At 67.5% G+C, this 17,398-nt stretch carries 15 protein-coding genes; 11 read left to right on the forward strand and 4 right to left on the reverse strand.

Features of this window, described 5'->3' with window-relative positions:
* The first annotated feature begins 222 nt into the window (after positions 1-222).
* The 6 genes from DAT37_RS42670 to der all read left to right on the forward strand — a co-directional run bounded on the left by DAT37_RS42670 (position 223) and on the right by der (position 6,535).
* Complete coding sequence (locus DAT37_RS42670; RefSeq protein WP_232840341.1) at positions 223-1,203, forward strand: ParA family protein; 981 nt, start codon at positions 223-225, stop codon at positions 1,201-1,203.
* Positions 1,200-2,141 carry a segregation and condensation protein A gene (locus DAT37_RS42675; protein WP_109530679.1) on the forward strand — a complete coding sequence of 314 codons (942 nt, stop codon included), beginning with the start codon at positions 1,200-1,202 and terminating at the stop codon, positions 2,139-2,141. Before DAT37_RS42670 ends, DAT37_RS42675 begins: the two co-directional genes overlap by 4 nt.
* Before the next feature lie 128 nt (positions 2,142-2,269).
* Entirely contained in the window at positions 2,270-2,914 is a 645-nt protein-coding gene (gene scpB / locus DAT37_RS42680; protein WP_232840355.1) for an SMC-Scp complex subunit ScpB, read from the forward strand.
* 8 nt (positions 2,915-2,922) lie between these two features.
* Positions 2,923-4,374, forward strand: coding sequence for a pseudouridine synthase (locus DAT37_RS45185; RefSeq protein WP_198654725.1), 1,452 nt, complete (start codon positions 2,923-2,925; stop codon positions 4,372-4,374).
* 71 nt (positions 4,375-4,445) lie between these two features.
* Complete coding sequence (gene cmk / locus DAT37_RS42695; protein ID WP_109530811.1) at positions 4,446-5,123, forward strand: (d)CMP kinase; 678 nt, start codon at positions 4,446-4,448, stop codon at positions 5,121-5,123.
* Positions 5,120-6,535 carry a ribosome biogenesis GTPase Der gene (gene der, locus DAT37_RS42700; protein WP_109530680.1) on the forward strand — a complete coding sequence of 472 codons (1,416 nt, stop codon included), beginning with the start codon at positions 5,120-5,122 and terminating at the stop codon, positions 6,533-6,535. The genes cmk and der overlap by 4 nt, the downstream gene beginning before the upstream one ends.
* A gap of 35 nt (positions 6,536-6,570) precedes the next feature.
* Here the strand turns inward: der and DAT37_RS42705 are convergent, their stop codons facing one another.
* The gene (locus DAT37_RS42705; RefSeq protein ID WP_157978997.1) at positions 6,571-7,152 is read right to left on the reverse strand and encodes an AfsR/SARP family transcriptional regulator; all 582 of its coding nucleotides are present in this window, start codon (positions 7,150-7,152) and stop codon (positions 6,571-6,573) included.
* 122 nt (positions 7,153-7,274) lie between these two features.
* Here DAT37_RS42705 and DAT37_RS42710 point away from each other — a divergent pair, with 122 nt between their 5' ends.
* A complete protein-coding gene (locus tag DAT37_RS42710) occupies positions 7,275-7,523 on the forward strand; it encodes a DUF397 domain-containing protein (RefSeq protein ID WP_332873399.1) in 249 nt (82 codons plus the stop codon).
* Positions 7,524-7,593: 70 nt separating this feature from the next.
* Here the strand turns inward: DAT37_RS42710 and DAT37_RS42715 are convergent, their stop codons facing one another.
* Positions 7,594-8,505, reverse strand: a complete 912-nt coding sequence (locus tag DAT37_RS42715; protein ID WP_109530682.1) for a helix-turn-helix domain-containing protein — start codon at positions 8,503-8,505, stop codon at positions 7,594-7,596.
* Positions 8,506-9,222: 717 nt separating this feature from the next.
* Between DAT37_RS42715 and DAT37_RS42720 the strand changes: the two genes are divergently transcribed.
* The 3 genes from DAT37_RS42720 to DAT37_RS42730 are packed head-to-tail and all read left to right on the forward strand — an operon-like array spanning position 9,223 to position 11,830.
* Positions 9,223-9,963, forward strand: coding sequence for a helix-turn-helix transcriptional regulator (locus tag DAT37_RS42720; RefSeq protein ID WP_198654726.1), 741 nt, complete (start codon positions 9,223-9,225; stop codon positions 9,961-9,963).
* 53 nt (positions 9,964-10,016) lie between these two features.
* Positions 10,017-11,237: a cytochrome P450 gene (locus tag DAT37_RS42725; RefSeq protein ID WP_109530683.1), complete on the forward strand. Its 1,221-nt coding sequence runs from the start codon at positions 10,017-10,019 to the stop codon at positions 11,235-11,237.
* Entirely contained in the window at positions 11,234-11,830 is a 597-nt protein-coding gene (locus DAT37_RS42730) for a TetR/AcrR family transcriptional regulator (RefSeq protein ID WP_109530814.1), read from the forward strand. Before DAT37_RS42725 ends, DAT37_RS42730 begins: the two co-directional genes overlap by 4 nt.
* Here DAT37_RS42730 and DAT37_RS42735 read toward each other — a convergent pair.
* A complete protein-coding gene (locus DAT37_RS42735; RefSeq protein WP_109530684.1) occupies positions 11,815-14,364 on the reverse strand; it encodes an MFS transporter in 2,550 nt (849 codons plus the stop codon). The genes DAT37_RS42730 and DAT37_RS42735 overlap by 16 nt on opposite strands.
* A gap of 420 nt (positions 14,365-14,784) precedes the next feature.
* Here DAT37_RS42735 and DAT37_RS42740 point away from each other — a divergent pair, with 420 nt between their 5' ends.
* The gene (locus DAT37_RS42740) at positions 14,785-15,531 is read left to right on the forward strand and encodes an MBL fold metallo-hydrolase (protein ID WP_109530815.1); all 747 of its coding nucleotides are present in this window, start codon (positions 14,785-14,787) and stop codon (positions 15,529-15,531) included.
* Here the strand turns inward: DAT37_RS42740 and DAT37_RS42745 are convergent.
* A complete protein-coding gene (locus DAT37_RS42745) occupies positions 15,518-17,227 on the reverse strand; it encodes an MFS transporter (protein ID WP_232840342.1) in 1,710 nt (569 codons plus the stop codon). The genes DAT37_RS42740 and DAT37_RS42745 overlap by 14 nt on opposite strands.
* Between the last annotated feature and the right edge of the window lie 171 nt (positions 17,228-17,398).

Below are 17,398 nucleotides of genomic sequence, written 5' to 3' on the forward strand. Positions count from 1 at the left end.
GCGCGACGGAGCGGAATGAGACAGCATGGAGGGACTGCCCACATCGGAGTCGATCGAGCTCGGCGTGTGCTCCGAACACGGTGTCGCGTGTCCGAACGTGGGTCTCGTGTTGTCAAGCGGTAGCGTCTATCGAGAGCTGGACCGTACGAAAGCGAGGTCGGGCCTGATCGGTCTCGCTACGCTCGGCGAGGCAACGGGCAGAAGCATAAGGAGCAGCGGATCGTGACGACAGCCGGTGCGGCGCAGGAGCCGCAGATGGGTGCTGGGGCGCAACCGCTTACAGGCCCCCGTTCGGAACCGTACTCGGACGCCGCGGCGGAAACGCTGTGGGGCAAAGGAGCCCAGCCGGTTCCCGCGGAGAGCGCGGAACTCGGCCCGACGGGCCGTCCGTTGCGCCTGGTCCCGCACCCGCCGCCGCTGGGCAGGCACGGCGACGCGCTGATCGTCGCCATGTGCAACCAGAAGGGCGGCGTCGGCAAGACGACCTCGACCATCAATCTCGGTGCCGCGCTGGCCGAATACGGGCGCCGCGTGCTGCTGGTGGATCTCGACCCGCAGGGCGCGCTCTCGGCCGGGCTCGGCGTCGCCCACCACGACCTCGACCAGACCGTGCACAACCTGCTGATCGGCTCGCGCACCTCCATCGACGACGTACTGATGCAGACCAGGGTCGAGAACATGGATCTGCTGCCGAGCAATATCGATCTGTCCGCCGCGGAGATCCAGCTGGTCAACGAAGTCGGCAGGGAACAGACGCTCGGCCGCGCGCTCGAACCCGTGCGCGATCGCTACGACTACATCCTCATCGACTGCCAGCCCTCGCTCGGTCTGCTCACGGTGAACGCGCTGGCCTGTTCGGACGGCGTCATCATTCCGATGGAATGCGAGTACTTCTCGTTGCGCGGTCTCGCGCTGCTCAACGACACCGTGGAGAAGGTGCGCGATCGCCTGAATCCGCGACTGAGCCTGTACGGCATCGTGGTGACGATGTTCGACGCCCGTCTACTACATTCGCGTCAGGTGATGGCGCGCGTCGTCGAGGTTTTCGGTGAGCTGGTGTACGACACCGCCATCTCGCGCACGGTCCGTTTCCCCGATGCCAGTGTCGCGGGCGAGCCCATCACCACGTGGGCCCCGAAATCCGGTGGAGCCGAGGCGTATCGGGCGATGGCGCGGGAAGTCATCCACCGGTCCGGACGGTGAGCGACGCGAGAAACCCGGCGCCGCAGACGACCACCGAGCACCCGCACGAACCCGATGACGGCACGGTGTCCGGCACCGCGGACGGCGTCGCGCCGGCGGAACCCGAGCGCGCCCCGGGGTTCCACCTGTCGCTGAGCAACTTCCAGGGCCCGTTCGACCTGCTGCTCACCCTGATCAGCTCGCGCAGGCTGGATGTGACCGAAGTCGCGTTGGCCCAGGTCACCGATGAATTCATCGCGTACACGAAGGCTTTGACCGCGGCGAGCGCGGGGGAATCGGGCCTGCGCGCGGACAAGATCCTGGACCAGACCACCGAATTCCTCGTCGTCGCCGCGACCCTGCTCGATCTGAAAGCGGCGCGGTTGCTGCCCTCGGGCGAGATGACCGATTCCGAGGATCTGGAATTGCTGGAGGCCCGCGATCTGCTGTTCGCGCGCCTGCTGCAATATCGCGCGTTCAAGCAGGTCGCGGAACTGTTCGCGGAACTGGAGGCGGTGGCGCTGCGCCGCTATCCGCGCTCGGTCGGACTGGAGGAGCGCTTCGCCGGGCTGATGCCCGAGGTTACCCTGGGGGTGGACGCCGCGGCTTTCGCTCAGATCGCCGCCGTGGCCTTCCGGCCCAGACCCATCCCGCGGGTCGGACTCGACCACCTGCACGCGCACGCGATCTCGGTGGCCGAAGAGGCCGCGTGGGTGTTGGAACGGCTCAAGGAACGCGGGAAGGGCGGTTGGACGACCTTCGCGGAACTGGTCGCCGACTGCGAGGTGGCGGTGCAGATCGTGGCCCGCTTCCTGGCACTGCTCGAGCTGTACCGGGGTAAGACGATCGAATTCGAGCAGCCCGATCCGCTCGGTCCGCTCGCGGTGAGCTGGATCGGTGAGATCGACCCCGACGCCGAGGAGACCGAGACCATCACGATCGAGGAGGACTACGGGTGAACCAGCCCAGCGCGCACGCGACGGACTCCGCCGAGGTCGCCGCATTCGACGCCGTGGACCTCTCGGAGGGCGCGACCCCCGAGATCTCGGACACGATCACGCCCGCCGGGCCCGTTCCCGACGCGTCCGTGGCGGAGTTCACCCCCGCGACTCTCGACGAGACCGAATTCCGGTCCGCGCTCGAGGCGATGTTGCTCGTCATCGACGCTCCCGCCCCGGTAGAGCAGCTGGCGGCGGCCCTGGACGACACCACCGAGCGGGTCGAGGCGGCACTGCGCGAGATGTCGGCCGGGTTCTCCGCCAGGGGCAGCGGCATCGACCTGCGTTTCGTGGGAGACGGGTGGCGCTTCTATACTCGCAGCGAGTACGCGCCATATGTGGAACGGGTGCTGCTCGACGGCGCCCGGACCAAATTGACCCGGGCGGCGCTGGAAACCCTGGCGGTGGTCGCCTACCGCCAACCGGTGACCAGGACCAGGGTCAGCGCGGTTCGCGGTGTGAATGTCGACGGTGTCATGCGCACCTTGCTCGCACGTGGATTGATCGCCGAGGCCGGGGTCGACCCGGAGACCAACGGCACGCAGTACAGCACGACCGAACTGTTCCTCGAACGAATCGGACTCGCGTCGTTGTCCGACCTGCCCGCGCTGGCGCCCCTGCTTCCGGGCGTCGACCTGATCGATGAGATCAACGAGAGCCTGGAGACGGATCCCCGTTACACCAGGCTGAGAAAACCCGCCGAATCCGACTTGGATCTCGGCACCGAGAATTGACAGGACAGATGAATACTTCCGCTCGCCGAGATGGCACACCGGATCGAAGAAAACGTAGTGACCAACCCGCATCGGGTGGCGCGAATCGCAACACCGGTTCGCGCGGCGCTCGCGCCGCACAGCGCGGCGCCGCCGCCGAGCGCGGAGCCTGGGACAACGACCAGCGCGGCAACGGCAGGCGCGGCGGTTCCCAGAGCGATTCACCTCAGCGCGGCGCCGGTCGCGGTGGATACGGACAGGGTGATTCGGCCCAGCGCGGTACGGGTCGCGGCGGCTACGGGCAGGGTGATTCGGCCCAGCGTGGTACCGGTCGCGGCGGCTACGGGCAGGGTGATTCCGCCCAGCGCGGCGGTCGCGGCGGCTACTCGCAAGGCGATTCCGCCCAGCGCGGCGGTCGCGGCGGGTACTCGCAGGGCGATTCCGCCCAGCGTGGCACCGGTCGTGGCGGCTACGGTGACGCGCCCCAGCGTGGCGCGTACGGGCAGGGCGGCACCGCTTCGGGCGGTTCCGGTGGCCGCGGGCCTTCCGCGACCCCGCAATCCGGTTCCGCGCCGCGTGGCGCGCGGCGTCCCGCGCAGGCGCAGGCTCCCGCCGGTCGCAAGGCCAAGAATCCGAAACCGCAGCGTCAGGTCAGCGGACCGCCGCTGCTGAGCAATGCCAAACCGGCGCGTCGCCAGCACGTCGAAACTGACAGCACCGAAACCCACACCAAGATGCCGTGGGGCGAGGGGGAGCGGTTGCAGAAGGTGCTCGCCAAGGCGGGCGTCGCCTCGCGCCGCGCCGCCGAGGATCTGATCGACCAGGGCCGCGTCGAGGTCGACGGGCTCATCGTGCGCGAACAGGGTCTGCGCATCGACCCGCAGAACGCGGTGGTCCGGGTCGACGGAACGCGCGTCATGGTGCGCGCGGAACTGGTGCACCTGGCACTGAACAAACCCAAGGGCTGGCAGTCGACCATGTCCGACGATCTCGGCCGCCCCTGCGTCGGCGATATCGTCGCTGAGCGGATCGCGGCCGGTCAGCGCCTGTTCCACGTCGGACGGCTCGACGCGGACACCGAGGGCCTGCTGCTGCTCACCAACGACGGCGACCTCGCGCACCGGCTCATGCACCCGTCGTTCGAAGTGTCCAAGACCTACCTGGCCACGGTGAACGGCGAAGTCAACAACAAGGTCATCAGCAAGCGACTGCGCGACGGCGTGGAACTGGAGGACGGTCCGGCCAAGGTCGACCGCTTCCAGGTGCTCGAGATCGGCGAGGGACGCTCCCTGGTGAAACTCGTGTTGCACGAAGGTCGTAAGCACATCGTGCGCAGACTGCTCGACGAAGTCGGGCATCCGGTCACCAGACTGGTTCGCACCCATATCGGCCCGGTGCTGCTGGGCGATCAACGGCCGGGCACGCTGCGAGTGCTCGGTCGCGACGAAGTTGGCAAACTCTACGAGGCGGTGTCGTTGTGAACGGTGTGGAGGTTCCGGTGCAGAGTGGCGCAGCGGGAAAGCTTTCGGGCACCGAGTCGTTGGTCGTCGCGATGGACGGTCCGTCCGGCACGGGCAAGTCGAGTGTCTCCCGTCGGCTCGCGGGCCGTCTCGACGCCCGCTACCTGGACACCGGGGCGATGTACCGGGTGGCGACCCTGCGGGTGCTGCGCGCGGGCATCGACCTCACCGACTCCGCGGCGATCGGCGCTTCCGTCAAGGAACTGCCGCTGACCATCGGCACCGATCCCGGCCACGAGATCATCGAACTCGACGGCGAGGACGTCTCCGGTGAGATCCGCGGCGACGCGGTGACCAAGGCGGTGTCGGCGGTGTCGGCGGTGGCCGAGGTGCGCGAACTGCTCGTCGCGTTGCAGCGGGAGATCACCTACAGCGCGCAGCGGATCGTGGTCGAGGGCCGCGATATCGGTACCGTCGTGCTGCCCGACGCGGACGCCAAGATCTACCTGACCGCCTCCGCCGAGGCCAGGGCCCAGCGCCGCAATCAGCAGAACATCGACGAAGGCCGCGGCGACGACTACGACGCGGTCCTCGCCGACGTCCAGCGTCGTGACAACCTCGATTCGACCCGCAAGGTCTCCCCGCTGCGCCCGGCCGATGACGCCGTCATCGTCGACACCAGCGAACTGAGCAAGGACGAGGTCATCGACGAGTTGTACCGCGTTGTCGCACATCAGATCACCACGAGCTCGCCGGGAGGCGCCCGATGAACGAAGACGTACTCGCCGGAGACGGCGTATGGAGTGACGAGACCGACTGGGAAGTCCTCGATTTCGACGAGGAGTCGGAGGAGGGCGAAGAACTCGCCATGCCGACCCTCGCGGTGGTCGGCAGGCCGAATGTCGGCAAGTCCACGCTGGTCAACCGCATCCTCGGCAGGCGCGAGGCCGTCGTGGAGGACATCCCCGGCGTCACCCGCGACCGGGTCTCCTACGAGGCCAACTGGTCGGGCCGACGTTTCTGGGTCCAGGACACCGGCGGCTGGGAACCCGACGCCAAGGGTTTGCAGCAGCATGTCGCCCGGCAGGCCGAACTGGCCATGGACACCGCCGACGCCATCCTGCTCGTGGTCGACGCGACCGTCGGCGCGACCGCGACCGACGAGGCCGCGGTCAAGAAGCTGCGCCGTTCCAAGATCCCGGTGATCCTGGTGGCCAACAAGGTCGACGACCAGCGGGTCGAATCCGAGGCGGCGACGCTGTGGTCGCTCGGGCTCGGCGAGCCGCGAATGGTCAGCGCCGCGCACGGACGGGGCACCGGCGATCTGCTCGACGATGTGCTCGCGGCGCTGCCCGAGACTCCCCGCGAGGGTGGCGGCGGTGGCGGACCGCGTCGCGTCGCGCTGGTCGGCAAGCCGAATGTCGGTAAGTCGAGCCTGCTCAACAAGTTGTCGGGCGACGAACGTTCGGTGGTGCACGATGTCGCGGGCACCACGGTCGATCCGGTCGACAGTCTCGTCGACCTGGGCGGCAAGATCTGGAAATTCGTCGATACGGCGGGCCTGCGGCGCAAGGTGTCCAATGCCAGCGGCACCGAGTTCTACGCGTCGCTGCGCACCAAATCCGCGCTGGAGGCCTCCGAGGTCGCGATCATGCTGATCGACGCCTCCCAGCCGATCACCGAGCAGGATCTTCGCGTGATCAGCCTGGTCGCCGACTCGGGTCGCGCGCTGGTGCTGGCCTTCAACAAATGGGATCTGGTCGACGAGGACCGGCGTCTCATGCTGGAGAAGGAAGTGGACCGGGACCTGAACCGGGTGCCGTGGGCGGGGCGGGTCAACATCTCCGCCCAGACCGGGCGGGCCGTCCAGAAGCTGGTTCCCGCCATGGAAACCGCGCTGGAGTCCTGGGACAAGCGGATCTCGACCGGCCGCCTGAACACCTGGCTCAAGGAGGTCGTCGCGGCGACGCCGCCGCCGATGCGTGGCGGTCGACTGCCCCGGGTGCTCTTCGCCACCCAGGCGTCGACGCGCCCGCCGACGTTCGTGCTGTTCACCACCGGCTTCCTGGAGGCGGGCTACCGTCGATTCATCGAGCGCAGGCTGCGCGAGGAATTCGGTTTCGACGGCTCACCGGTTCGCGTTTCGGTGCGTGTGCGCGAAAAGCGGGAACGCAAGAAGTAGGTCCGTTTCGTCGGCAGGCCCTGTGACCGGTGTCGTCACAGGGCCTGTGCGATTTCCACCCGATGCATCGTCGCGGCCCGACTCTGCCCGATCTGGATTCCGTTGAATCGGATTTCCGCGGCCTGCAATTGGTCGGCGAGTTCGCGTCGGTACTCGGCGATCCGGCGGCCGGACAGATCGCTGAGCGGGAATCCGCGCACCGATTGGAGTGCGGCGGCCAGGAATTCGCGGCCTTCGGCGTCGTCGAGCTGGGCCGCGCGTTCGGTCAGGATGCGGAATTGATGCACGTCCACCCATTCCGCGGGAACGTCCAGGCGGAACACCCCGTCGCCGCTGATCAGCGCGTCGCCGATGCCGAGCGGGCGCAGCAGATCCCGTAGGACGGCGACGATCTCGTCCAGCGCGGCGTCGGCGTCGGCGGGCGGGTCGTCCCACACCCAGTCGATCACTTCCTCACGCGAGACGGGCTGGCCCATCACCGACAGCAGTGCGGTGAGTAGGCGCTGTTCGCGGGCGGTGCCGAGTTCGGCACGCCGACCGTTCTTCTCGGCCTCGACGGTGCCGAGCAATCGGAATTGCACCACGGAGCGGAGGAACGCGCGGTTACCGATCGCCATGGAATTCTCCCTCACTGCATGAATCGGACCGAAATATCGCGAATTCGGATCCGATTGCACACCTGTCGATTTCAGTACGCGCGACCGTCCGGGGGGCTTTCCTGGATATCGGAGCGGAGGTAGTGGTCCTCCGCGATCTAGGAGACATCATGAGAGACAACACATTCGATGAGGGGGACTTCAATGCGAAGTTCGCAAAGAGTACCTTCAGTGATGGCGGCGGAGGGTGCGTCGAGGTCGCGTCGGGCGACGGACGGATCGCTGTGCGCGATTCGAAGGATCCGTCCGGTCCGATGTTGTGGTTCACGACGTCGGAGTGGCGAGCCTTCCTCGCCGGCGTGCGTGCCGGTGAATTCGATTTCGGCACCTGATGCCGCCCGGGTGGTGCCGCAGCGGGGTTGCCGCGGCACCACCCTCGCCGGCGTTGCGGAATTCGACATCTCAATCGCCCGCAGACCCGCGGATCTCGACGGCGAGTTCGGCGAGGAACTCCCTGGCCGCGTCGCCGAAGAGCGCCATCCTGCCCAACAGTTCCCAGCATCGGCGATACAGCTCGATCTCCTCGGGCGCGCGGACCAGCCTGCTCGCGTCGATCAGTTCGAGCGAGACGAGGGTCTCGTCGTCGCCGGTGTCGTAGATGACGAAACCGTGCGGAACGGTCGTCGTCGCCTCGATGTCGTTGGGGATGACGCCGATCGAGACATTGTCGAGTGTGCTGAGCGAGGAGATGCGGTCCAACTGACCGAGTACCACCCGATGCGGACCGGGACGCAGGCGCAGCGCGGCCTCGGTGATGAGGAACTCGTATCGTCTGTCCGAGTCGTACAGTGCCAGTTGTCTGTCGAGGCGGGCTGCCAGCGCGGCCGCGAGATCATCTTTGGCATAGGGCAATTGGAAGGTCGCGAAAACCCTGCGGGCGTATTCGGCGGTCTGGAGCAGGCCGGGCACCACCGAGGGCTGAAAGGTGGAGACCACATCGGCGGCGGATTCGCGCTCGCGGACCTCGTCCTGGAGATGTCTGCGCGTCGCCAGTGCGGAACGCCAGGTATCGACCTCGGAATGCGCCGCTTCGGTCAAAAGTCGCAGGACACGCAGAGTTTCGGGGCTCGCGTCGGCTTCTCTTGCCCAGTCCAGCACCTGCGGGATGGAGGGAACCGCGTTCCCCTTCTCGATCCGCGAGAGTTTGGATTGACTGATGCCGATCCGCTGCGCGAGATCCCGCCCGGAGATTCCCGCGAGATCGCGCAGACGCCGGAGTTCGGCCCCTAGTCGGGCGCGTGGTTCCGTATCGGGGGGATCCGGATCGGAGACGGTGGCCACTCCCACCCCCGCGTCGTTCCCGGCTCGATTCATCTGACCCATGGCGGGTCGAATTGAATCACTACGATTCGCTGTCGTCAAGAAAATACCCCTTCCCGCTGGTCGTGTCGTGATTCACCGCGGATCGGAGTCGTGCGGGATCGATGGTCGGCCGGTCCGCCATCGCCCGCACCGAACGTCGGAATCGCCTGCCCCCGTGTCGATTCGACTCGAGCCGGACGCGTGCGGTCGGCACGAGCCTTCCGGCCTCCGGCGGCCGCCGATGGCGGCCTCTTCTCGCCCCGGGTCGACGCGGTGCGGGCGTCGTATTCGGTCGTGGCGGGCATGGCATTCCTCGCTTCGAGCGCGGCAGGACTTGCGGTCTGATTGCCACATCTTTGCACAGGAATAGCGAGATCGCCGGTCGCAACCCTCTCGTGTAATGGACTGGGCGACACGAACTGTGAATGTTCGGGAGAGTTCCGCGTTTTCGGAAGCGGTTGATCGATTGCTGAAAGATGTCCAATGGGTATCCAAAAGTTTCGACTCGACCCGGATCGGTGAGCGGATCCCGGACGGCCCCGCTGCCGCATTGCTTTCGTATGAAAGCATTACGAAAATGCACATGTCGGAAGGAGTTCGGGGACTAGGGTGCGGAGGGATCTTTCAGTAACCGCATCATCACTGGTCACGAGTCTTCGACTCGCACCGTATTGGAGGGGATGGCGAGTGGTCGACAGGTCGGGCGGGAGTGTTTCGGGGATCACCTTGATGCCGCCGACGTTCGGGCAACTGTTGCGCCGGTTGCGGCACGGTAGGGCGATCTCGCGGGAGAAGCTCGCGATCGGCGCGGGTGTGAGCGTCAGCTATCTCACCCATCTCGAGCGCGGCGAACGTGACCGGCCGACACGGACCGTGGTGGACGGCCTGGTTCGTCACCTCGACAGCGTGCGGGAATTGCCGCGTCACGACCGCAGGCATCTGTTCGAACTCGCGGGCCTGGTCGAAACCGTGGTCCCGACCGTCGCGCAGTTGTGCGCCGAGATCACACCGGATATGCGGCGGGCGCTCGATCTGCACGAACCGTACGCGGCGGCGTATTTCGACTCGCGCTGGAATCTGCTCGCCGCGAACGCGACCGTCGGGGATCTCTTTCCCGGTTTGCGCGAGGGGGCCAATATCCTGCACTGGTTCTTCGGCCATGAACTCGCGCGGCGCGCGGTGGTCGACTGGGAACGCGCCGTCGCGCTGTCGGTGGCGGGCCTGCGCGGTCGGATCGGTCGATTGCAGGCCGGTGAGCATTTCACCGGATTCCTGGCTGAACTCGGGGTGTATCCGGAGTTCCGCGAGCTGTGGGAGCGCGGCGATGTCACCTATTTCAGCGAGCACCCGCACCTGCGATTCCGTGATCTGACGACCGGCGAGTGCCGCGACTACGACTTCCAGATCTACGACGTCGACAGCGGAAGCTATCCGGGATGGGTTCATTTCTTCGGGGCCAGGTCCGCGTAGCACGACTGGAACGCGTTCTAGACAATACTGCCATTCTGTCTTAGCCTCGAATCATGTCGACAGAGTTGTCTCACCGACCGCGCTTCGAGCCACGTTCCGGACAGAGTTGGCGTGACCCGTGGCCCATGTATCGAGCACTTCGCGACCACGATCCGGTCCACCACGTGGTCCCGGAGGACGATTCGAGCGGCGACTACTACGTACTGTCGAGGTATTCCGACGTCTACGCGGCCGCCCGCGACGTCACCACGTTCTCCTCCGCACAGGGGCTGACGGTGGACTACACCGATCTCGACGAGATCGGCATCCCGCGACCGCGACCGTTCGTCTTCACCGACCCGCCCGACCACACCGCCTTCCGCAGGCAGGTGATGAAGGGTTTCACCCCGCGCCAGGTCCGGTCGGTCGAACCCGAGGTGCGTGCGTTCGTCGTGGAGCGGCTGGAGCGGCTGCGTGCGGCGGGTGGCGGCGATATCGTCGTGGAACTGTTCAAACCGCTGCCGAGTATGGTCGTCGCGCACTATCTCGGTGTGCCGGAAGAGGATCGGGCCCGTTTCGACGAATGGACCGATCTCATCATGGCCGCGTCGGCGGGCGGCAGCCCGATGGGCGCCCAGGAGGCCATCGGTGAGTTGATGCGGTATTTCAGCGGACTCATCGATCGTCGCCGCGTCGAACCGGGCGACGACACCATCTCTCATCTGGTCGCGTCGGGTTTCGGGGCCGACGGTGACTACGAAGGCATCCTCTCGATTCTCGGATTCGCCTTCACCATGATCACCGGCGGGAACGACACCACTACCGGCAATCTGGGCGGTGCGGTGCAACTGCTCGCCCGGTACCCGGACCAGCGTCGGCTGCTGATCGAGAATCCCGCGCTGATCCCGGACGCGGTGGAGGAGTTCCTGCGCGTCACCTCGCCGGTGCAGGGTCTGGCGCGCACCCTCACCCGGGACGTGGAAATCGCGGGCACCACCCTTGCCGCCGGACGCCGGACGCTGCTGCTGTACGCGTCGGCCAATCACGACGAACGTGAATACGGTCCCACCGCGGGCGAACTCGACGTGCTGCGCCGACCCAAGAGCATCCTCACCTTCAGCCACGGCAACCACCATTGCCTCGGCGCCGCCGCCGCCAGGATGGTCGCGCGGGTCGCGCTGGAGGAACTGCTCGCGCGGTGTCCGGATTTCGGCGTCGATTTCGAGAACGTGCGCTACGCCCCGGGCAGTTATGTGCGGTGGCCGGATCGGGTGCCGTTCGCGGTGGTGGCATGAACGACTGGCTGCGTCCGACCCGCGCCGATATCGCGGCCGAGCAGATACTCGACGCCGCCGCCCGGCTTTTCGTCGAGCGCGGCGTGGCGAATACCGGGATGGGCGAGGTGGCCAAGGCCGCGGGATGTTCCCGCGCGACCCTGTACCGGTACTTCCCGAACCGGCAGTCCCTGCGGATCGCCTTCGTCCATCGCGAGGCGCGCCGCGTCGCCGCGGCCGTCGCACGAGAAGTCGCCGATATCGCCGACCCGGGCGAACGGGTCGTCACCGCGATGACGGCCTCGATCCGGTTGGTGCGCGACGACCCGACCCTGATCGCGTGGTTCACCGCGGGGGACGCGGGGATCGCCAACGAGATCGGGCAGACCTCCGAGGTCATCGAGGCGATCGCGGCCGGGCTGCTCGCCGATGCCGTCGCCGACGATTCCCGTCGTTCCCGTTCGGCCAGGTGGGCGGCCCGGGTGATCCTGTCGCTGCTCACCGCGCCGGGGCGTGACAACGACGACGAGCGCGCGATGCTGGAGCAGTTCGTCGCTCCGGTCGTGGTCGGGGTCGGGGAAAGCCCTGCGGCGCGGGGCTATCGGGACAGCTGACCGGATACCGGCCGATATCCGAGCCGTACATCGTGGGCGACTTCGCCGCCCGCGACCGTGACCCGGCTGGTCACCGGCGGATAGCCGCGCGCGACGACGGTGTACTGCCCCTCGGGCAGATCCGGCACCACGTAACGGCCGTGCTCGTCGGTGCGGGCCGACGCGGTCATATCGCCCGCGGCGTCCAGGACGGTGATCTGGATATCGGCGACGGCCCGATCGTCGTCGGCCATGGCCGATCCGGCGAGTACCGCCATCGGCGCGAGGTCGACGTCGTGGCGGAGCAGTCCGCTGTCGGGCACGGTGAGCGTCGCGGCGCAGGGACGCATATGGTCGGCGATCGCCACGAGGGTGTAGGTGCCGGGCACCACGCCACGGCACAGGTATTCGCCGTCGCCGGTGCTGACGGCGGCCCCGACCACCTCGCCACCGGTATCGGTGAGGGTGATGGTCGCTCCCGAGATGGGCGTGCCCTTGCGGGCCGAGCGCACCTCGCCGGACACCTCGCCCGATCCGAGCAGGGGGACGTCGAGGCGTTGTTTGCGTCCACCGACCGTGACACCGACGGCGGCGGGCTGATGGCCCGTCGTCGCCGCGATCAGGACGTATTCGCCGGGCGCGGGCGCGAGGACGGTGTAGGAGCCGTCGTCCGCGCCGGTCGTGCGCGCGCACTGGCGACCGCACTGGTCGATGAGGGTGAGCGCGACCGCGGCGACCGGATGTCCGTCCTCCCGGTGTACCCGCCCGGAGATCGAGCAGCGCTCGGAGGCCCGGATCTCGGTCATGAGGTCGACCGAGGTCGTACCGAGGGAACCGGTCCCGCCGTTGCGGCAGGTCGCCCCGGCTCCCACCCGTTCCGGTTTCGCCATCATCTTGACCGGGGGCTCCTTGCGCGTCGGCCCGTCCGCGCGGATCCGCCGGTCGGTATGTCCGCGCTCGACGGACTTGGTGGCATCTTCGGCCACCGGCTCGACCAGCGCTGCCGCGACGCTCTGTAGCGGGATCTCCTTCATGAACAGCAGCACCGCGCCCGCCAGCACCGCCACGCCCGCGGCGACCAGGAAGACCGATTGCATGGATTCGGTGAAGCCGGTCAGGATCGGCACCCGCAATTCCTCGGGCAGCGCGGCGATTCCGCTGGTGCTGCTCTGCACGGTCGCCAACTGCGCGGCGTCGAAGCCGTCGGGGAGACGTCCGCCGAACGCGTCGAGGATCCGGTGCGGCAGCAGGTTGAACAGGATCGTCAGGAAGACCGCGACACCGAGGGTGCCGCCGATCTGGCGGAAGAAGGTCGCCGTCGCGGTGGAAACGCCCATATCCGACGGTGATACGGCGTTCTGGGCGGCGATGATCAGCGTCTGCATGCAGCAGCCGAGCCCGAAACCGATGACGGCGCCGCAGGCGAGCGGCTGCCACAGCGGGCTGTGATAGTCCACGCCCGCGTGCAGGGCCGCGCCGAGCGCGATCATGAACGATCCGGTGACCGGCAGCATCTTGTAGCGGCCCGACTGCTTGGTGATCGTTCCGGCGATCTGCGAGCCGACCATGATGCCCGACACCAGCGGCAGCATCAGCAGACCCGCGGTGGTCGGCGCGTATCCGCGTACCACCTGGAAGTACAGGGGCACCAGCACGATCGCGCCGAACATCGCGATACCGACGATGAAACCGCCAACGGTGGCGACACTGAACGTCCCGCTGCGGAACAGCCGCAGCGGGATCAATGCCGCGTCCTTCATCACGAGTTCGACGAAGACGAACAGGGCAAGCCCGGCGGCGCCGATGCCGTAGCACAGCAGTGCGCGATCGGAATTCCATCCCCATTGCCTGCCCTGCTCGGCCACGAGCAGCAGCGGCGCCGCGCACAGCGTGAGCGTCAGCGCGCCGAACCAGTCGATGCGATGACGCTGACGCCGATGCGGAACATTCAGCACCTTCGCGACCACGAGGAACGCGATCACGCCGACCGGGACGTTGACCAGGAACACCCACCGCCAGCCCTCCAGCCCGCCGAGTTCGGCGTAATGCGAGAAGAATCCGCCGAGTACCGGGCCGAGAACCGTGGCCGAGCCGAACACGATCATGAAATAGCCCTGGTAGCGCACCCGCTCCCGGGCCGGGACGATATCGCCGATGATGGTGAACGCCAGCGACATCAGACCACCGGCGCCGAGTCCCTGGAACGCGCGGAAAGCGGCCAGTTGGTACATCGAGGTCGCGAAGGTGCAGGCCACCGAGCCGAGGACGAACAGTCCGATCGCCAGGAGATAGAACGGCTTTCGCCCGTAGATGTCGGCGAGCTTGCCGTAGAGCGGTGTGGTGATCGTCGCGGTGATCAGGTAGGCCGTTGTCGCCCACGCCTGCTCGTCGAATCCGTGCAGACTGTTGGCGATCTGGACGATGGCCACGCTCACGATGTTCTGGTCGAGCGCGGCAAGGAAGATGCCTAGTAGCAGACCGGACAGTATCGTCATGATCTGCCGATGCGACAGCGTCGCGCTCGGATCCGGCGTGGTCGTGGTGGAATTCGTCATTGAAGAGCCCTGGTCCTGTCAGTGGTGTGTCCCCGACGGTGTGTCCCCGACGGCATGTCCCCGACGGCATGCCCCGGCGGCGTATCCCCGACGGCATGTCTCCGACGCTGTATCTCCGACGGTCTGTCTTGGAGGTGGAGCCGAGTGCTGCGAGCGAAATACCGACCGGCACGGATTTTCGGGCAAGCGGCCTCCCGGCGCATCGTCGCCCCTGGGCGGACGTGGCCGTACGGCACCCGCGAGTCCCGTTCCCCACCAGCAGATTTGATATAGGCGAACCAGCCGGTCGCGGTGGCCCACTATACATACCGATATCGGGTCGAAGGCCGTGTGGTCGGGCGACAGGCCGAGCGGGGTGTATTCGCGGTGGACGGACCCGGACTACATTCGGAGCGATTGTTCCGGCGGAGGAGGATTCGCGTGCAGTACTACCAGGTGGCCGACGATGTGTTCTGCCTCCGAGGCACCGACGTCAACATGGTGCTCGCGCGCGAGGGCGGTGCGCTGACCTTGATCGACGCGGGATGGTTGAAGGACGCCGACGCGATCGAGCGGTCGGTGCGCGCGCTCGGCCACCGACCGGAGGATATCGCCGCGGTACTGCTCAGCCATGCCCATCTCGACCACATCGGCGCGCTGAGGCATCTGCACGACCGCTACGGAATCCCCGCCTATACCGCCCCGGCGGAGGTCGGCCACGCGCGCGGCGAGTACCACGAGTCGGCGACACCGCTCGACGTCATCCGCCGTGCCTGGAAGCCGCGAACCCTGGCGTGGGCCGTGCGTATCGCAGCGGCGGGCGGCCTGCGCGAGAACAGCGCCCCGCACATCCAGCCGTTTCCCACCGAAGGCGTCTTGGATCTGCCCGGCTCGCCGGTGCCGATCCCGTGCGCGGGCCATACCTCCGGACACAGCGCGTTCCACCTGCCCGGCGCGGGGGTCGTCGCCACCGGTGACGCCCTGGTCACCGCGCATCCCACCTCGAATATCGAAGGACCACAACTACTTCCGGATTTCTTCAACCACTCGACCGGAGGCGCGCTGGACGGCCTCGCCGCCTTCGACGCGATCGACGCCGACCTGGTCGTGCCGGGCCACGGCCCGCTGTGGAAGGACGGCATCCGGCGGGCCGCCGAGATCGCTCGCGACCGAGCTACGGGGAACTGAACGGCCCGCGGCGCGAGGCGGCCGTGTCGAGGGCGGTGAACGCCGCCGCGGCCAGGATCAGGATCGCCGAAATCAGCAGTGCCACATCGAGTCCGTGGTGGAAGGCGACCTTTCCGGTCTCCAGCACCTCCGACACCTTCGACGCGTACCGGAGGTAGGCGGTGATGTCGACACCTTCGGGGATGCGGCCGCGTTCGACGGCATCGATGGCATCGGGCTGCAACTCGGCGGGCAATCCCAATTCGCTCATCCGCGTCCGCAGATCGGAGGTGAGGAACGAATTCACCACCGCTCCGAGCACGGCGACACCGACCGCCGAACCGACCTGGCGCATCGTGTTGGTCACCGCGGCGGCCATCCCCGAATGCCGCGCGGGTACCCCGGACAGCACGGACGAGGTCAACGGCACGACGGCGAGACCGAATCCGGCCCCGGCCACCGCCATCGCCGCCGCGAGCGGCAGATCGTGCAGTGGGCCCGCGAGAACCCGTCGGGTCAGCAGGATCCCGCACGCCCCGACAACGCAACCGATGATCATCGGACCGTGCGCGCCGCGTCGCGCCACCCACGAACCCGCCGCCAGCGATCCGCCGACGATCGCGACGGCCATCGGCGCGAACACGACCGCGGTGCGCGCGCCCGAATAGGACTGCATCACTTGCAGATACAGCGCGGTGAAGAAGAAGATCGAGAATATGCCGAAATAGAGGGCGAAGGCGACGACGAGCGCGCCGCGCACCGCGGGCGGGCGCAGATACTGGAAATCTAGCAGGGGAGCGCGAGCCCGCGATTCGACGGCGACGAAACCGGCGAAGGCGATCGCGCCGAATGCGAACAACGACAGCACCGGGGCCGTGGTGTATCCCCGATCCGCGCCCGCGGTCGCGGCGTAGATCACCGCCGCCAGGAATGTCGCGCCGAGCAGTAGGCCGGCACGGTCGAAGGGGCCCGGATTCGGATCGAGACTCTCCGGGACCGACCACGCCGCGGCGGCCAGCGCCCCCGCGCCGATGATCAGATTGAACCAGAAGATCGAGCGCCAGCCGTAGGCGTCGACCAGCGCGGCGCCCACCACCGGTCCGGCCGCCAGCGCCAGTCCCGACACCGCCGCCCATACCCCGATCGCCCTCGCGCGTGCCCGCTCCCGCGGGAAGATATGCCGCAGCACCGAGAGGGTGCCTGGTTCGGAGGCGGCGGCGCCGACCCCCATGACGGCTCGACCGGCGATGAGCGCGGGCGTGCTCGCCGCGAGTGCCGCGATCACCGATCCGGCGCAGAAGACGACGAGTCCGACGATCATGACCCGCTTGCGCCCCCAACGGTCACCGAGTGATCCGCCGGCGAGCATCAGACCGGCGAAGACCACCGTGTAGGCGTTGACCACCCATTGCAGCAGGACCACGTCGGCACCCAGCTCGCGCCGGATATCACCGAGCGCGACGCTGACGACGGTGGTGTCGAGGAAGGTGACGAACAGCACGGTGGTGACCGCCGCCAGCGCGATCCGCGGTCGTGCCGTGCCCGGCGCGTCGTCCGTCGACCCCACCCGCACAGGGTACTGGCCGAAGTCGTCGGTCGGAGCTACCGTGTCGGGCAGCGTCACCGTACCGGCGAGTCGAAGTAGGGTTGTCGTGGTCGCCTCGGCGCGTCCGCGCAGTTCGGGGCGGTGATCGCCGCCCCGGAGGGCGTCCGGCACGGCTCGTCCGGGGGTCGTCCGAATCGCCTGCCGGGATGCGTCACAAGGCGTTGTGAATTACTCCAGCAGTTTCGGAACGCGTATTCATCTTTTCCATCGGCGCGAGAATCCGTAGCTTGCGCCGCCGGTGTCGACTTATCGTGGACCGGCGTCTCATCGACGAGGTGACAA

Source organism: Nocardia aurea, from assembly GCF_003123685.1.
GTDB classification, from domain to species: Bacteria; Actinomycetota; Actinomycetes; order Mycobacteriales; family Mycobacteriaceae; genus Nocardia; species Nocardia aurea.